The following is a 19,084-nucleotide window of genomic DNA, read 5'->3' on the forward strand; positions in this document are numbered from 1 at the left end:
TGGCGTATACTACGCTTTTCACCCGAAGAGTCAAGCGTTTATTTCGCTTTTCTCTTACCGACCTGGCGACTGGTTCTCGTTAGAGGAGTCGTTGTTCCCGGTCAGTGGAGGCGCATTATAGGGAGTTCTCAGAAGGCCGCAACCCCTAAATGCAAAAAACTTTTCAAGCGCGGATTTTTTCGGCAAAACGCTGCACAAGCCAGCGATTCCGTCACTTTTCATACTGAATTTGACCAAACTCTTGAGTAAAACGGTCCACCTGATGCCAATCGGTATACTCCACTTCTTTACTGGTATCCGTTTCTCCTCCCGTCATACGCATAATAAATTGAATCATGACGCGATCAAACCAACGATAACGCGGGTAGCGCAACGCGCCGGCAAACACCACGCACTGTTTTGGCTGCCACGGAGAGGAAAGCAGGAACTTACGGGTATAGGCATTGGTCTGCGGCGAACGTTTGTCCGCCTTGCGGGCGGTCAAGTTAACGGAAAAGAACGCACTCGGCATCCGGTTCAACTGGTCGGCATGCTGCTTAACGAACTTTTCCAGCACCGGATGGAAATGGCCGTAACGCACCGAAGCGCCAATCAACACCTGTTGATACTGGCTGAGATCGATATTCTCTGCCTGCAACAAGTCAATCACGTCACAGCCCAATGTATCCTGCAATTTACTTGCTATATAAGAAGCGATAGAACGCGTTTGCCCATCACGGCTCGAATAAAGAATCAGTGCCTTCACGGCGTTACTCCTTCTATCAGGATCATTCACGCCAGAACGTTGGCGTAAAGAGAACCAGCAACGTAAAGACTTCCAGTCGTCCGAACAGCATGGTCAAAACCAGAATCCACTTCGCCGCCGCAGGCATAGTCGTAAAGTTATCCGCTACCACGCCCAGTCCCGGCCCGAGGTTATTCAGCGTTGCCGTTACGGCGGCAAAGGCGGAGAAGTCATCAACGCCGGTGGCGATAATCGCCAACATGCTGACGATAAAGACCAGGGCGTAAGCCGAGAAGAACCCCCACACCGCCTCCAGGATCCTTTCCGGCAGCGCACGGTTACCCAGCTTAATGGTATAAACCGCATTAGGATGCACCAACCTTTTCAGCTCACGCGAGCCTTGCAGATACAGCAACAGAATACGGATAACCTTCAGACCGCCGCCGGTCGAGCCTGCACAGCCGCCAATAAAAGCAGAACACAACAGCAACATAGGCAGGAATAGCGGCCACTTGGAAATGCTGTCAGTGGTAAAACCCGCCGTCGTCGCCATAGACACCACCTGGAAGAAAGCCTGATTAAGTGTCTCCATGCCGGTTTTATAGACGCCATGGCCCCACAGGACCGCAGTACAGACCACAACCAGCGTAAATTGCACGGCAATGAACATGCGGAACTCAGGATCGCGCCAGTACACTTTCAGATTGCGACCGCTTAACAGGGCGAAGTGCAAGCCGTAGTTACAACCAGAGATCAACAGGAAAATAGCAATTATGGTGTTGATGGTCGGACTGGCGTAATAACCAATGCTGGCATCGTGGGTAGAGAAACCACCGATGGCGATGGTTGAGAAGCTGTGGCCAATAGCGTCAAAGACTGACATCCCCGCCCCCCATAACGCCAGCGCACAGGCAATCGTCAACAGAACATAGATCAGCCACAAGGTTTTGGCCGTTTCGGCAATACGCGGGCGCATTTTGTTATCTTTCAGTGGGCCGGGCATTTCCGCGCGATACAGCTGCATGCCGCCGACGCCGAGGATCGGCAATATTGCTACCGCCAACACGATGATCCCCATCCCGCCCATCCACTGCAGCATCTGCCGGTAGAACAAAATGGCTTTAGGCAACGAATCCAACCCCACCAGCGTCGTCGCGCCGGTGGTAGTCAAGCCGGAAAACGACTCAAAAAAAGCATCAGTAAGCGACAGATTAGGACGTTCAGAGAATAAAAATGGGAGGGCCCCCACGCTACCCAGTACCGTCCAGAACAGCACTACAATCAGGAAACCTTCACGTGGCTTCAGCTCATGTTTTTGTTTGCGATTAGGCCACCACAGGATCAGGCCAATCGTCACCGCCACAAAGAAGGTCTGGCTGAAAGCCCTGCCTGCCCCATCGCGATATATCAACGCCACCAGACCAGGAATAAACATCGTCCCGGAGAATAAGATGACCAGCAAACCTACGATACGGGTTATGGCGCGAAAATGCATTTCAGCACGATCCTTAGCAATTCAGTTGGGGGAATTATTGCGAAACAGGGATCAATTGCAAATTACCGCGACTGAGATCACGTAATTTTTTCCCAAAGGTCTCAACGACGGTTACCGGCAAAGCCAGGTGCAGCATGACGCAAACGCCATATTCACCCTGAACGATCCGCCCCTCAGTTTGCTGTAACAGATTCTCGACCAGCGCCAGCTGCGCATAGTCACATTGCAAAGTATATTCGGCCTGCGGAACCTTGTTGCTCACAATCAACTGCTTTAGCGCCTGCTGCACGCCGCTGCCATAGGCTCGCACCAAGCCACCGGTGCCCAACTTGATGCCGCCGTAATAACGTACCACTACGGCGGTGATCTCACCTATGCCGCTGCCCATAAGCTGCGCGAGGATCGGTTTACCCGCGGTGCCGGAAGGCTCACCGTCGTCGGAGAAACCCAACTGCTGTGAATCATTCGGTGGCCCGGCGATAAACGCCCAACAATGATGCCGTGCCGCCGGGTGCTCATCACGGGTCTGTTGGATAAATGCCTTTGCTGCATCCGGCCCGCACGTCGGCGCCAACAAGGTGATAAAACGACTCTTCTTTATCTCTTCGCTGACGCTGACGGGCCCCGCAGGGATCGGATAAGGCTGCATCAGGCCAGATTCAGATCGCGCGTCATGTTCTCGATACGCTTCTCGTGGATCACGATATTGTCTTCAATACGCATTCCCCCATAAGGTTTCAGCGCATCAATGCGATCCCAGGCAAAGTGCTTGCTAAACTCACCACTACGCCACGGCGCCAACAATGACTCAATAAAATACAGGCCAGGTTCGATAGTCAGCACCATGCCGGGCTGCAACACTCGGGTACAACGCAGGAACGGATATTTGGACGGCGCTGCCAGATGCGTACCCTGCTCGTCCTGCATAAAGCCGGCGGCGTCATGCACCTGCAAGCCCAGAGGATGGCCAAGGCCATGCGGCAGGAATGGGGTGGTGATCCCCTGTTCCACCATGGCTTCTTCGCTGATACCGCTCACCAGCTTGTGGTTCTTGAGCAATTTGGCGATACGTTGATGCATCTGCACATGGTAGTCGGTGTAGCGCACTCCCGTTTTGATGGTACCCACCAGCGCCAACATCTCGGTATTGAGATCCTTCACCAACTGTGCGAAATCACTGCCGCTCTGGCCTGCATAGGTACGCGTCAAATCGGCGGCATAGCCGTTGTATTCCGCACCGGCGTCAAGCAGGAAGCTCAGCGATTCGGCTGGCGGCCGATGGTTCAGCTTGGTGTAATGCAACACTGCCGCATGTTCATTCAGCGCCACAATATTGTCATAAGGCACATCGGTATCGCGGTGACCTGTAGCAGTGAGGTAGGCCTGATTGATGTCAAACTCGCTCATGCCGGACAGGAAGGCTTCATGGGCCGCACGGTGCCCCATAACGGCCGTCTTTTGCGCTTCGCGCATGCAGGCCTGCTCGTAACCGGTTTTGATTGAACGATGGAAATCCAGGTAGTTCAGCACCGCTTTCGGGTTCACGTTTTCCGCTGGGATACCGAGATCGCGGGCGCGTTGCTGCCCGTAACCGATATAGCCCACGCGCTCACGCTGAGCAGGAAGCTGCTGAGCGATATCATCCGCATTGGCCAGCGGCAACAGATCGATAGACTTGGTCCAGAAGCTGTCCGGCAGCGGCTCAACGCTGTGCCAGTAATCAACCGGCGAATAGAACCACAGCTTCGGTTTGTTAACGCCATCCACCCACAACCAGCAGTTCGGTACCGATGTGACGGGCACCCAAGCCTTGAAGTGCGCATTCACTTTGAACGGATAGCTATGGTCGTCCAGAAAAACCCGTTGCAGTTCTCCGGAATGAATCAACAGAGCATCCAGTTTGTTGCGCGCCAATACCTCACGCGCCCGTTTTTGCAGCTCTGCCAAGTGGTCGTTATACAATGAAGCCAGCGTTTCCATCACAATACCCTTATACCCTTAAAACGGAATGCGCCATCTTAACACACCGCTCTGGCGCACCAACCCCATCACTTCTGGCATGCGGGGCAGTTCGCAAATCAGCGTAAACGTCGTTACATCCGCCGCTGAACAATCAACCAACCAAGTAAACCAAGCAGTGCAATTGCCATCGTCCACAGACCACCATGCTCCAACAAAGCAGCACCGGCAGCGGCCACGCCCGCCAGGCATTGCTGCAGAAAACCGCATAACGCCATGGCATAAGCACCCTGTTCTTTAGCGTCGCTGACGGCCATCGCCATGCTATTCGGGAACAGCACCGCCTGGCCAAAAATCGCCAGGCAATACAAGGTAATAAATATCGTCATGCCGGAAACTCCCACCAACATGCCGCTCCACCACAACAGCATAATCGTGACGGTCGCCAATGCGACCATGCTCGTTCCCACCTGCATCAGCCGTTTGCCTCCCAAACGGGCCACCGTGCGGTTCACCGCCATCGCTCCGGTAAAGTAAGCCACGCCGATCACCAGCCCCAACGCACCAAAGGCGGTAACGTTGAGGCCAAAGCCCTGCTGCATCACAAACGGGCTCACCTCCTGCAAGGTTACCGTCGTAGCAAACCCCACCCCGCCCACGCAGGCCGGCCAGAAAAAGCCCGGACGAAGCAGGATACGCCAATAGGTCGCCGCCATTGCAGGCCGTTGGCCCACCGCACGGCCCGCCTCCAACGGCAACGTCGCCATTAACAGCAGGATCGCCAGCCCGGTTAGCCCCATTAACACAAAACCCATTTGCCAGTGCGAATACCGGCTGAGCAGCCCGCCAATAAACTGCCCGCCGCCCAGTGCAGTGATGAAGGCTATCGACAGCACCGAGAGACGCCGCGCCAGCTCATCCCCGCTCCAGTTGTCGCGCACAATAATGCGCGCGATGATCGCCGCCCCACCGGCAGCAGCGCCCTGCAGAGTGCGCAGCACCAACAATTGGATGCCATTGTGACAAAACGCCAACAGCGCGCTGCAGCCGATAAACAACACCAGAGAAAGCGTCAGCGGCAGACGGCGGCCAAAACGATCGGCCGCGGCCCCCCAGAACAGCACTGGCAATGCAGCGCCAATCACGAACAGGGATATGGAGAGCTCAGTGGCGTGGCGCGTCATCGCCAGTTCCTGCATCACCGTCGGCAAAGAAGGCAAATACACCGTTGTCGCCATCTGCGCCATAAAGACCAACAAACACGACAGCGTCATGGTTCTGGCGGGAATACTCCAAAATCTGCTCTGTCTTGCACATATCGCTTTAGTCATCCAGCACCTCTGCGTGGGTAGCGCTCTATCTCGGGCAAGTGTATTGAGCCTTTTGGCTCCCGGCAAATGACAAGAACGCCAAAAATATAATTTCATATAAAATCAATATGTTAAATTTAACTCATGTGATCCGCTTTGCAAAAACGCAATCTCTTATTTGCATATTGTTAACATAAAAACCACACTCCTCATCATCTGGTCATACCAGATCAAACGCTGATTCAGGAGATAGACATGCTCTACCAAGGCGAAACATTACAACTGCACTGGCTCGATAACGGCATCGCCGAGTTGGTGTTCAATGCCCCAGGCTCGATAAACAAGCTGGATACCCGCACCGTTGCCAGCCTGGGCGAAGCGCTCGACGTACTGGAAAAACAGACCGGGCTGAAAGGGCTGCTGGTGCGTTCCAGCAAGGCCGCATTTATTGTCGGTGCCGATATCACCGAATTCCTTTCGCTGTTCGCGGCTCCGGCTGAAAAACTGCACCAATGGCTGGCCTTCGCCAACGCGACCTTTAACCGACTGGAAGATCTGCCGGTACCGACCATTTCGGCCATTAACAGCTATGCGCTCGGTGGCGGCTGCGAATGCATTCTGGCAACCGACTTCAGGGTCGCCTCTCCCGATGCGCGCATTGGCCTGCCGGAAACCAAGCTGGGCATTATGCCGGGCTTCGGCGGTTCCGTTCGCTTGCCACGCCTGTTGGGTAACGACAGCGCGCTGGAGATTATCGCCGCCGGTAAAGACGTCAGCGCCAAAGACGCACTGAAGGTCGGTCTGGTGGATGCGGTGGTCGCACCGGAGAAATTGGTAGAAGCCGCGCTGAAAATGCTGCAACAGGCTATTGACGGTCACTTGGACTGGCGAGCCTATCGTCAACCGAAACTCGATCCGTTGAAACTCAGCCCAATCGAAGCGGCCATGAGCTTCACCACCGCCAAAGGCATGGTGCTGCAAACCGCAGGCAAACATTATCCAGCGCCGATGACCGCGGTGAAAACCATCGAAGCCGCCGCCAAATTGGGCCGCGATGAAGCCTTGAAATTGGAAACCGCCAGCTTTGTGCCTTTGGCGCGTTCCAACGAAGCGCGCGCACTGGTCGGTATCTTCCTCAACGATCAGTTTGTGAAAAGCCAGGCGAAAAAGCTGGCCAAAAACGCGGAAGCGCCGAAGCAGGCTGCGGTATTGGGCGCAGGCATTATGGGCGGCGGCATCGCTTACCAGTCAGCGCTGAAAGGCGTGCCGGTGATAATGAAAGACATCAGCGACAAATCCCTGGCGCTCGGCATGAACGAAGCCGCCAAACTGCTGAACAAACAGCTGGAGCGCGGCAAGCTGGACGGCATGAAGATGGCGCAGGTGCTGTCGACCATTCAGCCGACGCTGGATTATGCCGGTATCGAACGCGCACAAGTGATCGTTGAAGCCGTGGTCGAGAATCCGAAGATCAAAGCAGCAGTGTTGTCCGAGGTGGAAGGTCTGATCGGTGAAGACACAGTGCTGGCATCCAATACCTCGACCATTCCGATTAATCACCTGGCAAAATCACTGAAGCGCCCGCAAAACTTCTGCGGCATGCACTTCTTTAACCCGGTGCATCGCATGCCGCTGGTGGAAATCATCCGTGGCGAGCAGACCAGCGACAACACCATCGCCGCCGTAGTGGCCTACGCCACCCGCATGGGCAAAACGCCGATCGTGGTCAACGACTGCCCGGGGTTCTTCGTCAACCGCGTACTGTTCCCCTATTTTGCCGGCTTCAGCATGCTGCTGCGCGATGGGGTGGATTTCCGCCAAATCGATAAGGTAATGGAAAAACAGTTTGGCTGGCCAATGGGCCCGGCTTACCTGCTCGACGTGGTGGGGATCGATACCGCGCACCATGCCCAGGCGGTAATGGCGGCCGGTTTCCCTGAGCGTATGGGCAAAGATTATCGCGACGCCATCGACGTGATGTTCGACAACCAGCGCTTTGGTCAGAAAAACCAGTTGGGCTTCTACCGTTACAGCCAGGACAACAAAGGCAAGCCGCGTAAAGACAACGATGAGCAAACCGATGCGCTGTTGGCCGCCGTCTCCCAACCGCGCCAAACCATCAGCGACGAAGAAATTATCGCCCGAATGATGATCCCGATGATCAACGAAGTGGTGCGCTGCCTGGAAGAGAATATCATCGCCAGCCCGGCTGAAGCCGATATGGCGTTGGTTTACGGCATCGGGTTCCCTCCGTTCCACGGTGGAGCATTCCGTTACCTGGATACGCTTGGCACCGCAAACTATGTCGAACTGGCCCAGCGTTACGCGCATCTTGGCGCTCTATATCAAGTGCCTGCCGGCCTGCGCGCCAAAGCTGAACGCAATGAAAGCTACTACCCGGTGGCGACGCCATTGTCCGATATCGCCACTGGCCAACCGGCATGAGGTCATAAAGATGGAAAACGTAGTTATTGTTGACGCCGTACGCACGCCGATGGGCCGCTCCAAGGGCGGCGCTTTCCGCCAGGTACGCGCTGAAGATCTTTCCGCTCACCTGATGCGTGCCGTGCTGAGCCGTAATCCGGCTCTGGACGCCGCCGAAATTGACGATATTTACTGGGGCTGCGTGCAACAAACGCTGGAACAGGGGTTTAACATTGCCCGTAATGCCTCGCTGCTGGCCGAAATTCCGCATAGCGTACCGGCCGTTACCGTCAACCGACTGTGCGGCTCGTCCATGCAGGCTCTGCACGACGCAGCACGTACCATTATGGTCGGCGATGCGCAGGTTAGCCTGATTGGCGGCGTTGAGCACATGGGCCACGTGCCGATGAATCACGGCGTCGACTTCCACCCTGGCCTGAGCCGCAGCGTAGCGAAAGCCGCCGGTATGATGGGCCTGACCGCCGAAATGCTGGCCAAGATGCACAATATCAGCCGCCAGATGCAGGATGAATTCGCGGCACGCTCGCACCAACGTGCGCACGCCGCCACCCTGGCCGGTTACTTCAAAAATGAAATCATTCCCACCACCGGCCATGACGCCGATGGCGTGCTGACTCGTTATGACTACGACGAAGTCATTCGCCCGGAAACCACCGTTGCCAGCCTGGCGGCGCTGCGCCCGGCGTTCGATCCGGTCAATGGCACCGTAACCGCCGGCACCTCTTCGGCCTTATCCGACGGCGCATCCGCCATGTTGCTGATGAGCGAGTCACGCGCCAAAGCGCTCGGCCTGAAAGCCCGCGCCCGCATTCGTTCTATGGCGGTGGTCGGTTGCGATCCGTCCATTATGGGTTATGGCCCGGTACCGGCCAGCAAACTGGCGCTGAAGCGCGCCGGCCTGAGCATACAGGACATCGATCTGTTTGAATTGAATGAAGCCTTTGCCGCCCAGTCACTGCCCTGCATCAAGGATCTGGGGCTGTTGGACAGCATCGACGATAAAATTAACCTGAACGGCGGTGCCATTGCCTTGGGCCACCCGCTGGGCTGCTCGGGTTCACGTATCTCCACCACGCTGTTGAACAACATGGAACGCCGTGACGTGCAATTTGGTCTGGCGACCATGTGTATCGGCCTAGGTCAGGGGATTGCCACCGTATTTGAACGCGTTTAGCTGTGTCTATCTTGGGATGACTGCGTAACTCATTCAAACCGCAGCATCCCGACAAGTTTAGTTGCCGTACTTCCCGCCTGTCAGGGGCGGGTTTTTTTATGCCTGAAATCTACAGGCGCGCCAATAAAAAAGGGCAGCCACCGGCCACCCCACTTTATGTCAACCTTACGCCTCAGATGAACGAGAAGGCATCGCCAAACATATGCGCTTCCTGCGCACCGCGTTCAACGCAGAAACGCTCGCGGGCAATTTTGGCCATCTCGAACCGGCCGGCAATATAAATATCGTGCTCCGCCAGCGTGCCGAAATCCTGCAATACCGCACTGAGCACCGTGCCGCTGCGGCCACGCCACTCGTCTTCCGGCTGTTCGACCACCGGGATCACCTTCAGGTTCGGGTGCTGCAACGACAGCGCTTCCAGCTCACTCAAATCATACAGGTGCTTCAGTTCGCGCCCGCCCCAATAGATAGAGATATCGCGGTCCGGTTGTTGCTCCAGCGCAGTCAGCAGAATTGAGCGTGCATAGGAGAAACCGGTACCGCCGGCGATCAACACCAACGGACGGCTACCGTTTTCACGTAGCCAGGCATCGCCGTGCGGGATATCGACGGTAATCGCCTGCTCTTTCAGGATGCGATCCATCACCGCCATAGCGTACAGATTCAGCTCCGAAGCGCCGATATGCAGCTCGATATATTCTTGCTGTGAAGGCGTCGATGCCAGTGAGAAAGGACGCTTGTCGCGCTCATCCATCACCACCATCAGATACTGTCCTGCCTTGAAAGAAAACGGCGCTTCTGGCACCAAACGTACCCGATAAACCGTATCGGTAATGGCCTCTACGGAGGTCACTTTACAGCTCAATATTGTCATGCGTTCCCTCTGTCGGGTCATCAATGCAAAACTGAGAACAGAGCCTGCGCTACAGCGTCGGTTCTCTGTCACTGAAAATTGCGAGCTCATCCCAGATTTCATCGACGCGCGCACGCACCTTTTCATCCATCTGAATTGGACGGCCCCATTCGCGCTGGGTTTCACCCGGCCATTTATTGGTGGCATCCAGCCCCATCTTCGATCCCAATCCGGAAACCGGGGAGGCGAAGTCCAGATAATCGATCGGCGTGTTCTCCACCATTACGGTATCCCTTGCCGGATCCATTCTGGTGGTGATCGCCCAAATCACATCATTCCAGTCACGTGCGTTAATGTCATCATCACAGACGATAACAAACTTGGTGTACATAAACTGACGCAGGAACGACCAGACGCCCATCATCACGCGCTTGGCGTGACCGGCATACTGTTTCTTGATAGTCACCACCGCCAGGCGGTAAGAGCAGCCTTCTGGCGGCAGATAGAAATCTACGATTTCCGGGAACTGCTTTTGCAAGATGGGAACAAAGACTTCGTTCAGCGCCACACCCAAGACCGCCGGCTCATCCGGCGGACGGCCGGTGTAGGTCGAGTGATAAATTGCGTCGCGACGCTGGGTGATGTGGGTAATGGTGAATACCGGGAAGTGATCTATCTCGTTGTAGTAACCGGTGTGATCGCCATACGGACCTTCTGGCGCCATTTCACCCGGCTCAATGTAGCCTTCCAACACGATTTCCGCACTGGCGGGCACTTCCAGATCGCAGGAAATGCACTTGACCACTTCAGTTTTATTGCCGCGCAACAACCCGGCAAAGGCATATTCAGACAGGTTGTCCGGCACCGGCGTGACGGCACCGAGGATAGTGGCGGGATCTGCACCCAATGCGACCGCAACCGGGAAACGCTCACCGGGATGCGCCTGGCACCATTCCTGGTAATCCAACGCGCCGCCGCGGTGCGACAGCCAACGCATGATCACTTTATTCCTGCCCAGCACCTGCTGACGGTAAATGCCCAGGTTCTGCCGCTCTTTTTGCGGCCCGCGGGTAACGGTCAACCCCCAGGTGATGAGCGGTGCGGCGTCTTCAGGCCAGCAGTGCATCACCGGAATGCGGCCGAGATCGACGTCATCGCCCTGCCATACCTGCTCCTGGCAAGGTGCGGAGCCCAGCACCTTGGTCGGCATATTCAGCACTTGCTTGAACTTCGGCAGCTTGTCGAACAGATCGCGAAACCCCTTCGGCGGCTCCGGCTCTTTAAGAAACGCCAGCAGTTTGCCGACCTCGCGCAAGGAACTGACATCCTCCTGGCCCATGCCCATCGCCACGCGATTGGCCGTGCCGAACAGATTGCACAGCACCGGCATGTCATACCCTTTCGGGTTTTCGAACAGCAACGCCGGGCCGCCCGCACGTAAAGTACGATCGGCAATTTCTGTCATTTCCAGATAGGGATCAATCGGCTGGCTGATGCGTTTTAGTTCTCCTCTCTTTTCCAGCAACGAGAGGAAATCGCGTAAGTCACGGTATTTCATGCTGATCATTATAACGGCCAGTGAGGAGGGCATTATAAGCCCTCTTCACGGTTGTTGCTGCACTTTTGTTAAACACCGGTAAAGACATCGCCGGTTCTCAGTGGCACGTGAATGGCACCAGCGGGCGTAGCGCCTGCGTATTGTCATACTCCCGGGCCTCCTCGCCGTGGCGGAAAACCTTGAAGCCTTGATCTCTGGCGCTGAAATAGCGCAAATCATTGCCCTCAACGTGCAGCAGGCTGCCCTCGCGCAGCGCCACAACCGATTCGCTCGGATTGACCGCGCAGAACTCCGCCAAACGTTCATCGCGGGTTTCGCCCATGTGGCCGCTGATATGCGCATCAATATAGTGCGGGTTAATCTGTACCGGGAACAAACCCAATGCCGGCAACACTACGCTGTTGCGCACCGGCATATCATTAGTGGTGCGAATGCTTGGCGTAGCGACGTTGCAGCCGGCGCTCCAACCAACATAAGGTACACCACGTTCACGAACCGCCCGCTGGATGGGGACGATCAGGCCCTTTTCATGCAGCATCTGGTTCAGCATCCAGGTGTTGCCGCCGCTGACCAAAATGCATTGCGCCTGATCAATCGCCGCCGCCGGAGATTCGGCGTGATGAATGCTGGTCACCTGGATACCCAGGGTCTGCGCCAGTTCCTGCGCACGCTGATCGTAGTCAGTGCGGATCAAGGCATAAGGGACGAATACGGCAGACGTAATCCCGTGGCGCTCGATCATCGCCAGCAGTCGGCTTTTGGCATAACCCAACAATTCATCCTCGCCGGACAGCTTGCCGTTGCTCAACAGAAATAACTCCATGTCTTCCCCTCAATCAAAAACGATGAATAACGTCACATCAGGCCGCATCAGGCCAAGGCATACTTGCGACGGTAACAAATTTTCAGCCCTCTGTTATACCCAAGCCATGCGAATAAGTGTGTGACTCTCCGCTAATTACCGTCGATTCATGCAGATAGCGGCTGTTACAAGCGGAAACTTGCATCACTATGTATCCGTACCGGCTTTTGATATGCTTACCGGCTGACAGAAAGGCATGTGAAATTATGGAATCTTGGTACTTACTGTATTGCAAACGCGGCCAACTTTTACGGGCGCAGGAACATCTGGTGCGACAGGAAGTGAACTGCCTGAGCCCGATCATCACGCTGGAAAAAGTCGTGCGCGGCAAACGCATTGCGGTCAGCGAGCCTCTGTTCCCCAACTACCTGTTTGTGGAGTTCGACCCGGAGCGCATTCACACCACGACCATCAGTGCAACGCGTGGTGTCAGCCATTTCGTGCGCTTTGGCTCGCTGCCGACGACCATCCCGCAGAAGGTTATCGAAGAGCTGCAGACTCATACCTGTGAAACCTACTTCGACCCGGAAACCCCTCAGCCGGGCGATACCGTGCTGATCGTCGACGGCATGTTCGAAGGGCTGAAGGCGATTTACACCGAGCCGGACGGGGAAGCGCGCTCGATGTTGCTGCTGAACCTGATTAACAAGCAGGTCAGCCAAAGCGTCGATAATCGGCAGTTCCAAAAGTTATAAAGCGAAAAGGCGCCCAAATGGCGCCTTTGTTATTGGATACTCACGCCTTAGCGCTGCATCGCTTCATCGTGCATCCACTGGGCTACCCGTTTGGCGAAGTAGGTCAACACGCCATCAGCCCCGGCGCGCTTAAAGCACATCAGCGACTCCATCACCGCCGGTTGCTCCTGCAACCAACCGTTCTGAATCGCCGCCATGTGCATCGCATATTCACCAGAAACCTGATAGGCAAAGGTCGGCACGCCAAAGGTGTCTTTCACCCGACGCACCACATCGAGATAAGGCATACCGGGTTTCACCATCACCATATCCGCGCCTTCCTGGAGATCTTGCGCAATTTCCTGCAGCGCTTCGTCACTGTTGGCAGGGTCCATCTGATAGGTTTTCTTGTTGCCGCCTTTCAGATTGCCGCTGGAACCGAGCGCATCGCGGAACGGGCCATAGTAGCAGGAGGCATATTTGGCGGAGTACGCCATGATCTGGGTATTAATCAGCCCCTGATGCTCCAGACGATCGCGGATCGCGCCGATACGGCCGTCCATCATATCGCTCGGCGCCACGATTTCCGCTCCGGCTTCCGCATGGGATAACGCCTGACGCACCAGAATATCTTTGCTGATATCGTTAATGACGTAGCCGTGCTCATCAATCACGCCATCCTGGCCATGAGTGGTGTAAGGATCCAGCGCCACGTCAGTCAGAACCCCCAGCTCTGGCACCGCGTCTTTCAACGCACGCACCGTACGCTGCACCAAACCGTCCGGATTATAAGCTTCTTCCGCATGCAATGACTTCAGGCCAGGTTCAATCACCGGGAACAGGGAGATCACCGGCACGCCAAGCTTGGCGATGGCTTCCGCTTCCTTAATCAACAAATCGATGCTCATGCGCGATACGCCGGGCATGGATGCTACCGCTTCCTGACGGTTACTGCCTTCCATGACAAATACCGGATAAATCAGGTCGTTAACCGTCAGTTGATTCTCCGCCACCAGACGACGGCTGAAATCATGACGGCGCACACGGCGCATACGGCGGCCTGGAAAGGTGCCCGGAAATGCATAGCTCATAGTTTTCTCCTAACTCATACCAGCCGGAACAGCCGGCGGGCGTTCTCATCGGTTTTCTGTCCCAACCATTCAGGATCTTCTTGCCGCCAGGCAGCCACCTGCCGGACGATATGGGGCAAAAAACAGGGTTCGTTGCGGCGAGATGCGGGTTTAGGGTGTAAATCCCGGGGCAACAGATAGGGTGCGTCAGTTTCCAGCAATAAACGGTCCGCCGGGATCTGCGGCAACAGCGCTCGCAGCTCCAGGCCACGCCGTTCATCACAGACCCAACCGGTAATGCCGATCGAAAGACCCAGCGACAGACAGCTGTCTAATTCCTGGGCGGTGCCGGTAAAGCAGTGCACCACAGCCGCAGGCAGTTTATCCAACCACGGCACCAACAGCGCGGCAAAACGTGCGTGCGCATCGCGGCAATGAAGAAATACCGGCATCCCCAGCTCTGCGGCCAGCGCCAACTGGGCGCTGAAAGCCTCTTCCTGCTGCGCCGGGGTGGAGAAGTTGCGGTTGAAATCCAACCCGCATTCACCGATAGCGACCACCTCTGGCCGGGAGGCCAAGGCGTGAATTTGCTCCGCAACCCGATCGTTCCAACTGCTGGCCTGATGCGGATGCACACCGGCAGTAGACCAACAGTAGCCGGCATGTGACTGCGCCAGTTCACTGGCGGCCTGGCTCTCCTGCAGGTCGGTACCGGTAATCAGCACCCCCTTCACCCCTGCGGCGCGTGCGCGCTCCACCACCGCTGGGCGGTCTTTGGCAAACTGTGAGCTGGTAAGATTAACACCGATATCAAACATGGTTTTTCCAAAGCAAAAGCCGCCCATCGGGCGGCTTGATACGGCCGACAAAGTCCTCTGCGCTTAAAAGTAATGATCTTGGTGCAATTAAAAACAAAGGATTATGTTTTACGGGTTACCCCAAACATCCGAAAACCACGTTTTTCGGGTGTTTGCCATCAATCTAAAGCCGCCCATCGGGCGGCTTTAGAGACAAAACGTAGATTAAGCCGCCGGGGGTTCGTCACCCTCGTCTTCTTCTTCCGGTCGCGGGCGGCGTTTGCCGGTGTAGAACCGGGCAAAGAACACGCCCACTTCAAACAGCAGATACATCGGAATCGCCAGCAAGGTCTGCGAGAAGACATCCGGCGGCGTTAACAACATGCCAACCACAAAAGCCCCGACCAGGACGTAAGGACGTTTCTTTTTCAGGTCTTCCGGCGAAGTGACGCCACTCCAGCACAGCAGAATAATGGCAACCGGCACCTCAAACGCCACGCCAAACGCCATAAACAGCGCCATGACAAAATCGAGGTAGTTATTGATGTCGGTGGCTATCATGACCCCAGCCGGCGCGGTCTTGGCAAAAAAACCGAACGCCAACGGGAACACGATAAAATAGGCAAACGCCATGCCGAGATAAAACAGCAGGCTGCTGGAGACCAGCAAAGGCATCATCAGGCGACGTTCATGCTTGTACAGCGCCGGGGCGATAAAGGCCCAGACCTGATACAGGATCACCGGCGCAGAAACAAACACCGAGACGATCATGGTCAGCTTGATGGGGGTAAAGAACGGTGACGCCACGTCGGTGGCGATCATGCTCGCCCCGGCAGGCAGCTGTTTGATCAGTGGCGCAGACACCAGTTGATAAATGTCATTGGCGAAATAAACCAGCACCAGGAAGATCACCAGCACACTGATAATCGAGTTTAACAACCGCTTACGCAGTTCTATCAGATGACTGATAAGGGGTTGGGTATCTTCAACAGCCATGTTTTAACGATCGCCACTAGGTTGGTGAGACGCTGGGGTTTTATCCGCAACAGGTTCTGGGGTTGCCTCCACGGTCACCGCAGCAGGTTGCTTAACCGGCTGCGCGGCCGGCGCTTGCACTGCCTGCGGCGTTGCCGCAACGACAGGCTCCGGCGCTACCGGTTTCGGTACGGCGGCCGGTGAAGCGGCGGTGGTCGCAGCCTCCGCCGGGGTCACACCGTCATGAATGGCTTCCGGGTCTGTGACCAGAGGGTTATGAATGGTGTGCGCAGGTTCGTCTTTGTCTTCGCCATGATAGGAGCGCTTCAGCGATTCCGCCGCGTCTTTCAGTTCATCCATTGACGCCTTCAACTCTGGCGACAAATTCTGCAGGCCCGCCTTCTCAACCTTTTTCAGGCTGTCTTGCAGTTCCTGCAGCTTCAGTTCCTGAGAGAGTTCATTCTGCACCGAAGCCGCCAACGAACGGAGGGCGCGGATCCAACCCGAAACTGTTCTAACCGCTACCGGCAACCGTTCTGGCCCAAGTACCACCAGGCCAATGACCAGAACCAGCAACAGTTCACTAAACCCTATGTCAAACACGGTTTATACCTGCTCTTTGTTCTTCGACTCTTCCGTTTTCACTTCCGGCTGCTTATCGGTAATAGGCTTTGCCGTGAAGTCAGCGTCATCCAGGCTGCTTTTCTCAGCCGTGTTGGTCGGAGGCGTATTGTCGTCGCCGATCGCCTTTTTAAAACCCTTGATGGATGCGCCGAGATCGGAACCCAGCGTACGGAGTTTTTTGGTACCAAACAGCAGCACCACGATCACCGCGATGATCAACAATTGCGTAATACTAATACCGCCCATTGCAGTTACCTCTATTTTTACAGGTTTTTTTCAAAATCTACCGCATTATACGGCAGTTTTTACCAGAGTTTTGAATCAATTCAGGTGGTTCGCTTCCAGCCAATCACCCAGGATACGATGCCGGCAGCCATCAGCCACGCAGGGAAAATCTCGACCTTCCCTAACAGCAAAATCGTACCGCTTACTAACAGTGTAGCGCCAACGCCGAACAAATAACGCGATTGCCCCTGACGAACGCGCTGGCCCTGCATCTGATGGGTCAGCTTATCAACGCTTTGTTGCAACCGTTTATGCTGCTGCAAACTATCGTAAAATAATTCAGGCAGTTCAGGCAGCTTCTCCGCCCAAAACGGCGCTTTTTCCTTCAGAGCGCGAATCACCGCCGGTATGCCGACCTGATCGTGCATCCAACTTTCAAGAAACGGCTTGGCAGTGGTCCATAAATCCAACTTCGGATAGAGCTGCCGCCCCAGGCCTTCAACATACAGCAAGGTCTTCTGCAATAACACCAGTTGCGGCTGCACTTCCATATTGAAGCGGCGTGCGGTATTGAACAGGTTCAACAGCACGTTGCCGAACGAAATTTCCTCCAACGGCTTCTCGAAGATCGGCTCGCACACGGTGCGGATGGCGAACTCGAAGTCCTCTACGTTGGTATCACGCGGTACCCAGCCCGAATCGACGTGCAGCTCAGCCACTTTGCGGTAATCGCGGTTGAAGAAGGCGATAAAGTTTTCCGCCAGATAGCGTTTGTCGTCTTTGTTCAGCGAGCCGACGATGCCGCAGTCAATGCCGATATAACAGGGATCTTCAGGGTGATCGTAGCTGACAAAAATATTACCGGGATGCATGTCCGCATGGAAAAAGCTGTCGCGAAATACCTGGGTAAAGAACACCTGCACCCCACGCTCCGCCAACAATTTCATGTTGGTGCCCTGTTTTTCCAGCGTAGCGATATCCGAAACCGGGATACCGTAGATGCGCTCCATCACCAGCACGCTTTCACGGCAGTAATCGGAGTAAACCTCCGGTACGTACAGCATCGGGCTGCCATCAAAATTACGGCGCAGCTGGATGGCATTTGCCGCTTCACGCAGCAGATTCAGTTCGTCCAGCAGGGTTTTTTCGTACTCGCGCACCACTTCACGCGGCCGCAAGCGACGCCCATCCGGCATCAGTTTCGGCACCCAGCCGGCCAAACGATACATCAGGCGAACATCGGCCTTGATGATAGGCCCAATATCCGGCCGAATGACCTTCAGCACAATTTCCTGCCCGGTAGTTTTCAGGCGTGCAGTATGCACCTGTGCTATCGATGCAGATGCCAGCGCCTGCTGGTCAAAATCGTCGAACCAGGTTTCCAGCGGGCCACCCATCGCCAATTCGATATGCTTGCGCGCCAACGCGCCGTCAAACGGCGCAACCCGATCCTGCAGCAAGGTCAGTTGATCGGCAATCTGCGGCGGGAACAGGTCACGGCGAGTGGACATCATCTGGCCGAACTTGATCCATACCGGCCCCAGCTCTTGCAGAGCCAGGCGCAAACGCTCGCCCAGAGGCTTATCTGCATGGCGGTTTGGCATCCAAAACAGCAGACGGCGGCCAAAACGCAACGGCAACGTCAGGCGCATCTTGGGGATCAGTTCATCCAGGCCATAGCTGAGAAAAACGCGGACGATCAAATACAGGCGGCGTAGTTCGCCAGGGGTCATCGTTTACCCTCCAACTTGTCCATGCGGGCAATCAGCGCTTCGGCGCTGCGAACGGTGGCGTCAACTTCCTCGTTGAACCACACCACTTCCAGCGGCCCCGGCGCCACGCGCCACTCTTCGGTCAGGGTTTCCGCCACGTAATGCTGTTGACGCTGCAACCCCGATCTCAACAGGCTTGCGCCTTTACCGAGCACCTGGGTAATACCCTGCGCGGCGATATCACCGATATAGGGCGCCAGCCATTCCGCCGGATCCCACTCTGCCAGATCAAGCAGCCCCACCAGTTGCTGCACCACCTGAATATCGCCCTCGACGATCAACTCGCCGCTGCGCATCAATGGCGAAAGCTGCTGACGATCGCGCAGCTTCAACAACACCGATATCCGGCTGCGTACCGTGCAATCGGCGGTATCTTCAGACTGGCCAAGCACGTCCACCCGCTGTTCGCTGAAAATCAGCACCAGCGGCGAAGCAAGCTCCTGCAACTCAATACGCAGTATTTTCCCGGCCAACCGCAGACGGGCGGCCTTCATACTGCGATCGCGGAACAGCAGGCTATTGAGCGATGTCTCCAGCGCGCCGGTCAACAAGGGGGTTAGCAGCATC

General features: G+C 55.8%; 18 protein-coding genes. 3 read left to right on the forward strand and 15 right to left on the reverse strand.

What is annotated here, in order from left to right; genetic code table 11:
- Positions 1-211 precede the first annotated feature (211 nt).
- The 5 genes from hemG to ACUTSW_RS18735 all read right to left on the reverse strand — a co-directional run bounded on the left by hemG (position 212) and on the right by ACUTSW_RS18735 (position 5,509).
- Positions 212-745 carry a menaquinone-dependent protoporphyrinogen IX dehydrogenase gene (hemG, locus tag ACUTSW_RS18715; RefSeq protein WP_063202411.1) on the reverse strand — a complete coding sequence of 178 codons (534 nt, stop codon included), beginning with the start codon at positions 743-745 and terminating at the stop codon, positions 212-214.
- A 22-nt stretch (positions 746-767) separates the two neighbouring features.
- On the reverse strand, positions 768-2,219 hold the full coding sequence (gene trkH / locus ACUTSW_RS18720) for a Trk system potassium transporter TrkH (protein ID WP_004951050.1): 1,452 nt from the start codon (positions 2,217-2,219) through the stop codon (positions 768-770).
- A 34-nt stretch (positions 2,220-2,253) separates the two neighbouring features.
- On the reverse strand, positions 2,254-2,868 hold the full coding sequence (locus tag ACUTSW_RS18725) for an IMPACT family protein (RefSeq protein WP_445585065.1): 615 nt from the start codon (positions 2,866-2,868) through the stop codon (positions 2,254-2,256).
- Complete coding sequence (pepQ, locus tag ACUTSW_RS18730; RefSeq protein WP_445585066.1) at positions 2,868-4,199, reverse strand: Xaa-Pro dipeptidase; 1,332 nt, start codon at positions 4,197-4,199, stop codon at positions 2,868-2,870. The genes ACUTSW_RS18725 and pepQ overlap by 1 nt, the downstream gene beginning before the upstream one ends.
- A 113-nt stretch (positions 4,200-4,312) precedes the next feature.
- Positions 4,313-5,509, reverse strand: a complete 1,197-nt coding sequence (locus ACUTSW_RS18735) for an MFS transporter (RefSeq protein WP_445585067.1) — start codon at positions 5,507-5,509, stop codon at positions 4,313-4,315.
- A 234-nt stretch (positions 5,510-5,743) separates the two neighbouring features.
- Between ACUTSW_RS18735 and fadB the strand changes: the two genes are divergently transcribed.
- Both fadB and fadA read left to right on the forward strand, forming a co-directional pair.
- A complete protein-coding gene (gene fadB, locus ACUTSW_RS18740) occupies positions 5,744-7,933 on the forward strand; it encodes a fatty acid oxidation complex subunit alpha FadB (RefSeq protein WP_445585068.1) in 2,190 nt (729 codons plus the stop codon).
- 10 nt (positions 7,934-7,943) lie between these two features.
- On the forward strand, positions 7,944-9,107 hold the full coding sequence (gene fadA, locus ACUTSW_RS18745) for an acetyl-CoA C-acyltransferase FadA (protein WP_445585069.1): 1,164 nt from the start codon (positions 7,944-7,946) through the stop codon (positions 9,105-9,107).
- Positions 9,108-9,279: 172 nt separating this feature from the next.
- On the opposite strand, the gene fre is transcribed toward fadA, so the two are convergent.
- The 3 genes from fre to pepE form a co-directional block, all read right to left on the reverse strand.
- Positions 9,280-9,981, reverse strand: a complete 702-nt coding sequence (fre, locus tag ACUTSW_RS18750) for an NAD(P)H-flavin reductase (protein WP_004951041.1) — start codon at positions 9,979-9,981, stop codon at positions 9,280-9,282.
- 49 nt (positions 9,982-10,030) lie between these two features.
- Positions 10,031-11,527, reverse strand: coding sequence for a 4-hydroxy-3-polyprenylbenzoate decarboxylase (gene ubiD, locus ACUTSW_RS18755; RefSeq protein ID WP_153034554.1), 1,497 nt, complete (start codon positions 11,525-11,527; stop codon positions 10,031-10,033).
- A gap of 88 nt (positions 11,528-11,615) precedes the next feature.
- Positions 11,616-12,341 carry a dipeptidase PepE gene (gene pepE / locus ACUTSW_RS18760; RefSeq protein WP_445585070.1) on the reverse strand — a complete coding sequence of 242 codons (726 nt, stop codon included), beginning with the start codon at positions 12,339-12,341 and terminating at the stop codon, positions 11,616-11,618.
- A 245-nt stretch (positions 12,342-12,586) separates the two neighbouring features.
- Here pepE and rfaH point away from each other — a divergent pair, with 245 nt between their 5' ends.
- Positions 12,587-13,075, forward strand: a complete 489-nt coding sequence (gene rfaH, locus ACUTSW_RS18765) for a transcription/translation regulatory transformer protein RfaH (RefSeq protein WP_004951038.1) — start codon at positions 12,587-12,589, stop codon at positions 13,073-13,075.
- A 47-nt stretch (positions 13,076-13,122) separates the two neighbouring features.
- Here the strand turns inward: rfaH and hemB are convergent, their stop codons facing one another.
- The 7 genes from hemB to ubiJ all read right to left on the reverse strand — a co-directional run bounded on the left by hemB (position 13,123) and on the right by ubiJ (position 19,083).
- Positions 13,123-14,145 (reverse strand): porphobilinogen synthase, encoded by a 1,023-nt coding sequence (gene hemB / locus ACUTSW_RS18770; protein WP_062869245.1) that lies wholly within the window; start codon positions 14,143-14,145, stop codon positions 13,123-13,125.
- A 14-nt stretch (positions 14,146-14,159) separates the two neighbouring features.
- On the reverse strand, positions 14,160-14,942 hold the full coding sequence (gene tatD, locus ACUTSW_RS18775; protein ID WP_445585071.1) for a 3'-5' ssDNA/RNA exonuclease TatD: 783 nt from the start codon (positions 14,940-14,942) through the stop codon (positions 14,160-14,162).
- A gap of 204 nt (positions 14,943-15,146) precedes the next feature.
- Positions 15,147-15,917 (reverse strand): Sec-independent protein translocase subunit TatC, encoded by a 771-nt coding sequence (tatC, locus tag ACUTSW_RS18780; RefSeq protein ID WP_004951035.1) that lies wholly within the window; start codon positions 15,915-15,917, stop codon positions 15,147-15,149.
- A gap of 3 nt (positions 15,918-15,920) precedes the next feature.
- On the reverse strand, positions 15,921-16,499 hold the full coding sequence (gene tatB / locus ACUTSW_RS18785; protein WP_062790056.1) for a Sec-independent protein translocase protein TatB: 579 nt from the start codon (positions 16,497-16,499) through the stop codon (positions 15,921-15,923).
- A gap of 3 nt (positions 16,500-16,502) precedes the next feature.
- A complete protein-coding gene (gene tatA / locus ACUTSW_RS18790) occupies positions 16,503-16,766 on the reverse strand; it encodes a Sec-independent protein translocase subunit TatA (RefSeq protein WP_006323098.1) in 264 nt (87 codons plus the stop codon).
- 80 nt (positions 16,767-16,846) lie between these two features.
- A complete protein-coding gene (gene ubiB, locus ACUTSW_RS18795; RefSeq protein WP_445585072.1) occupies positions 16,847-18,478 on the reverse strand; it encodes a ubiquinone biosynthesis regulatory protein kinase UbiB in 1,632 nt (543 codons plus the stop codon).
- Positions 18,475-19,083 (reverse strand): ubiquinone biosynthesis protein UbiJ, encoded by a 609-nt coding sequence (gene ubiJ, locus ACUTSW_RS18800; protein ID WP_062869752.1) that lies wholly within the window; start codon positions 19,081-19,083, stop codon positions 18,475-18,477. The genes ubiB and ubiJ overlap by 4 nt, the downstream gene beginning before the upstream one ends.
- Position 19,084: the final 1 nt, after the last annotated feature.

The organism is Serratia sp. TSA_198.1 (assembly GCF_052686505.1).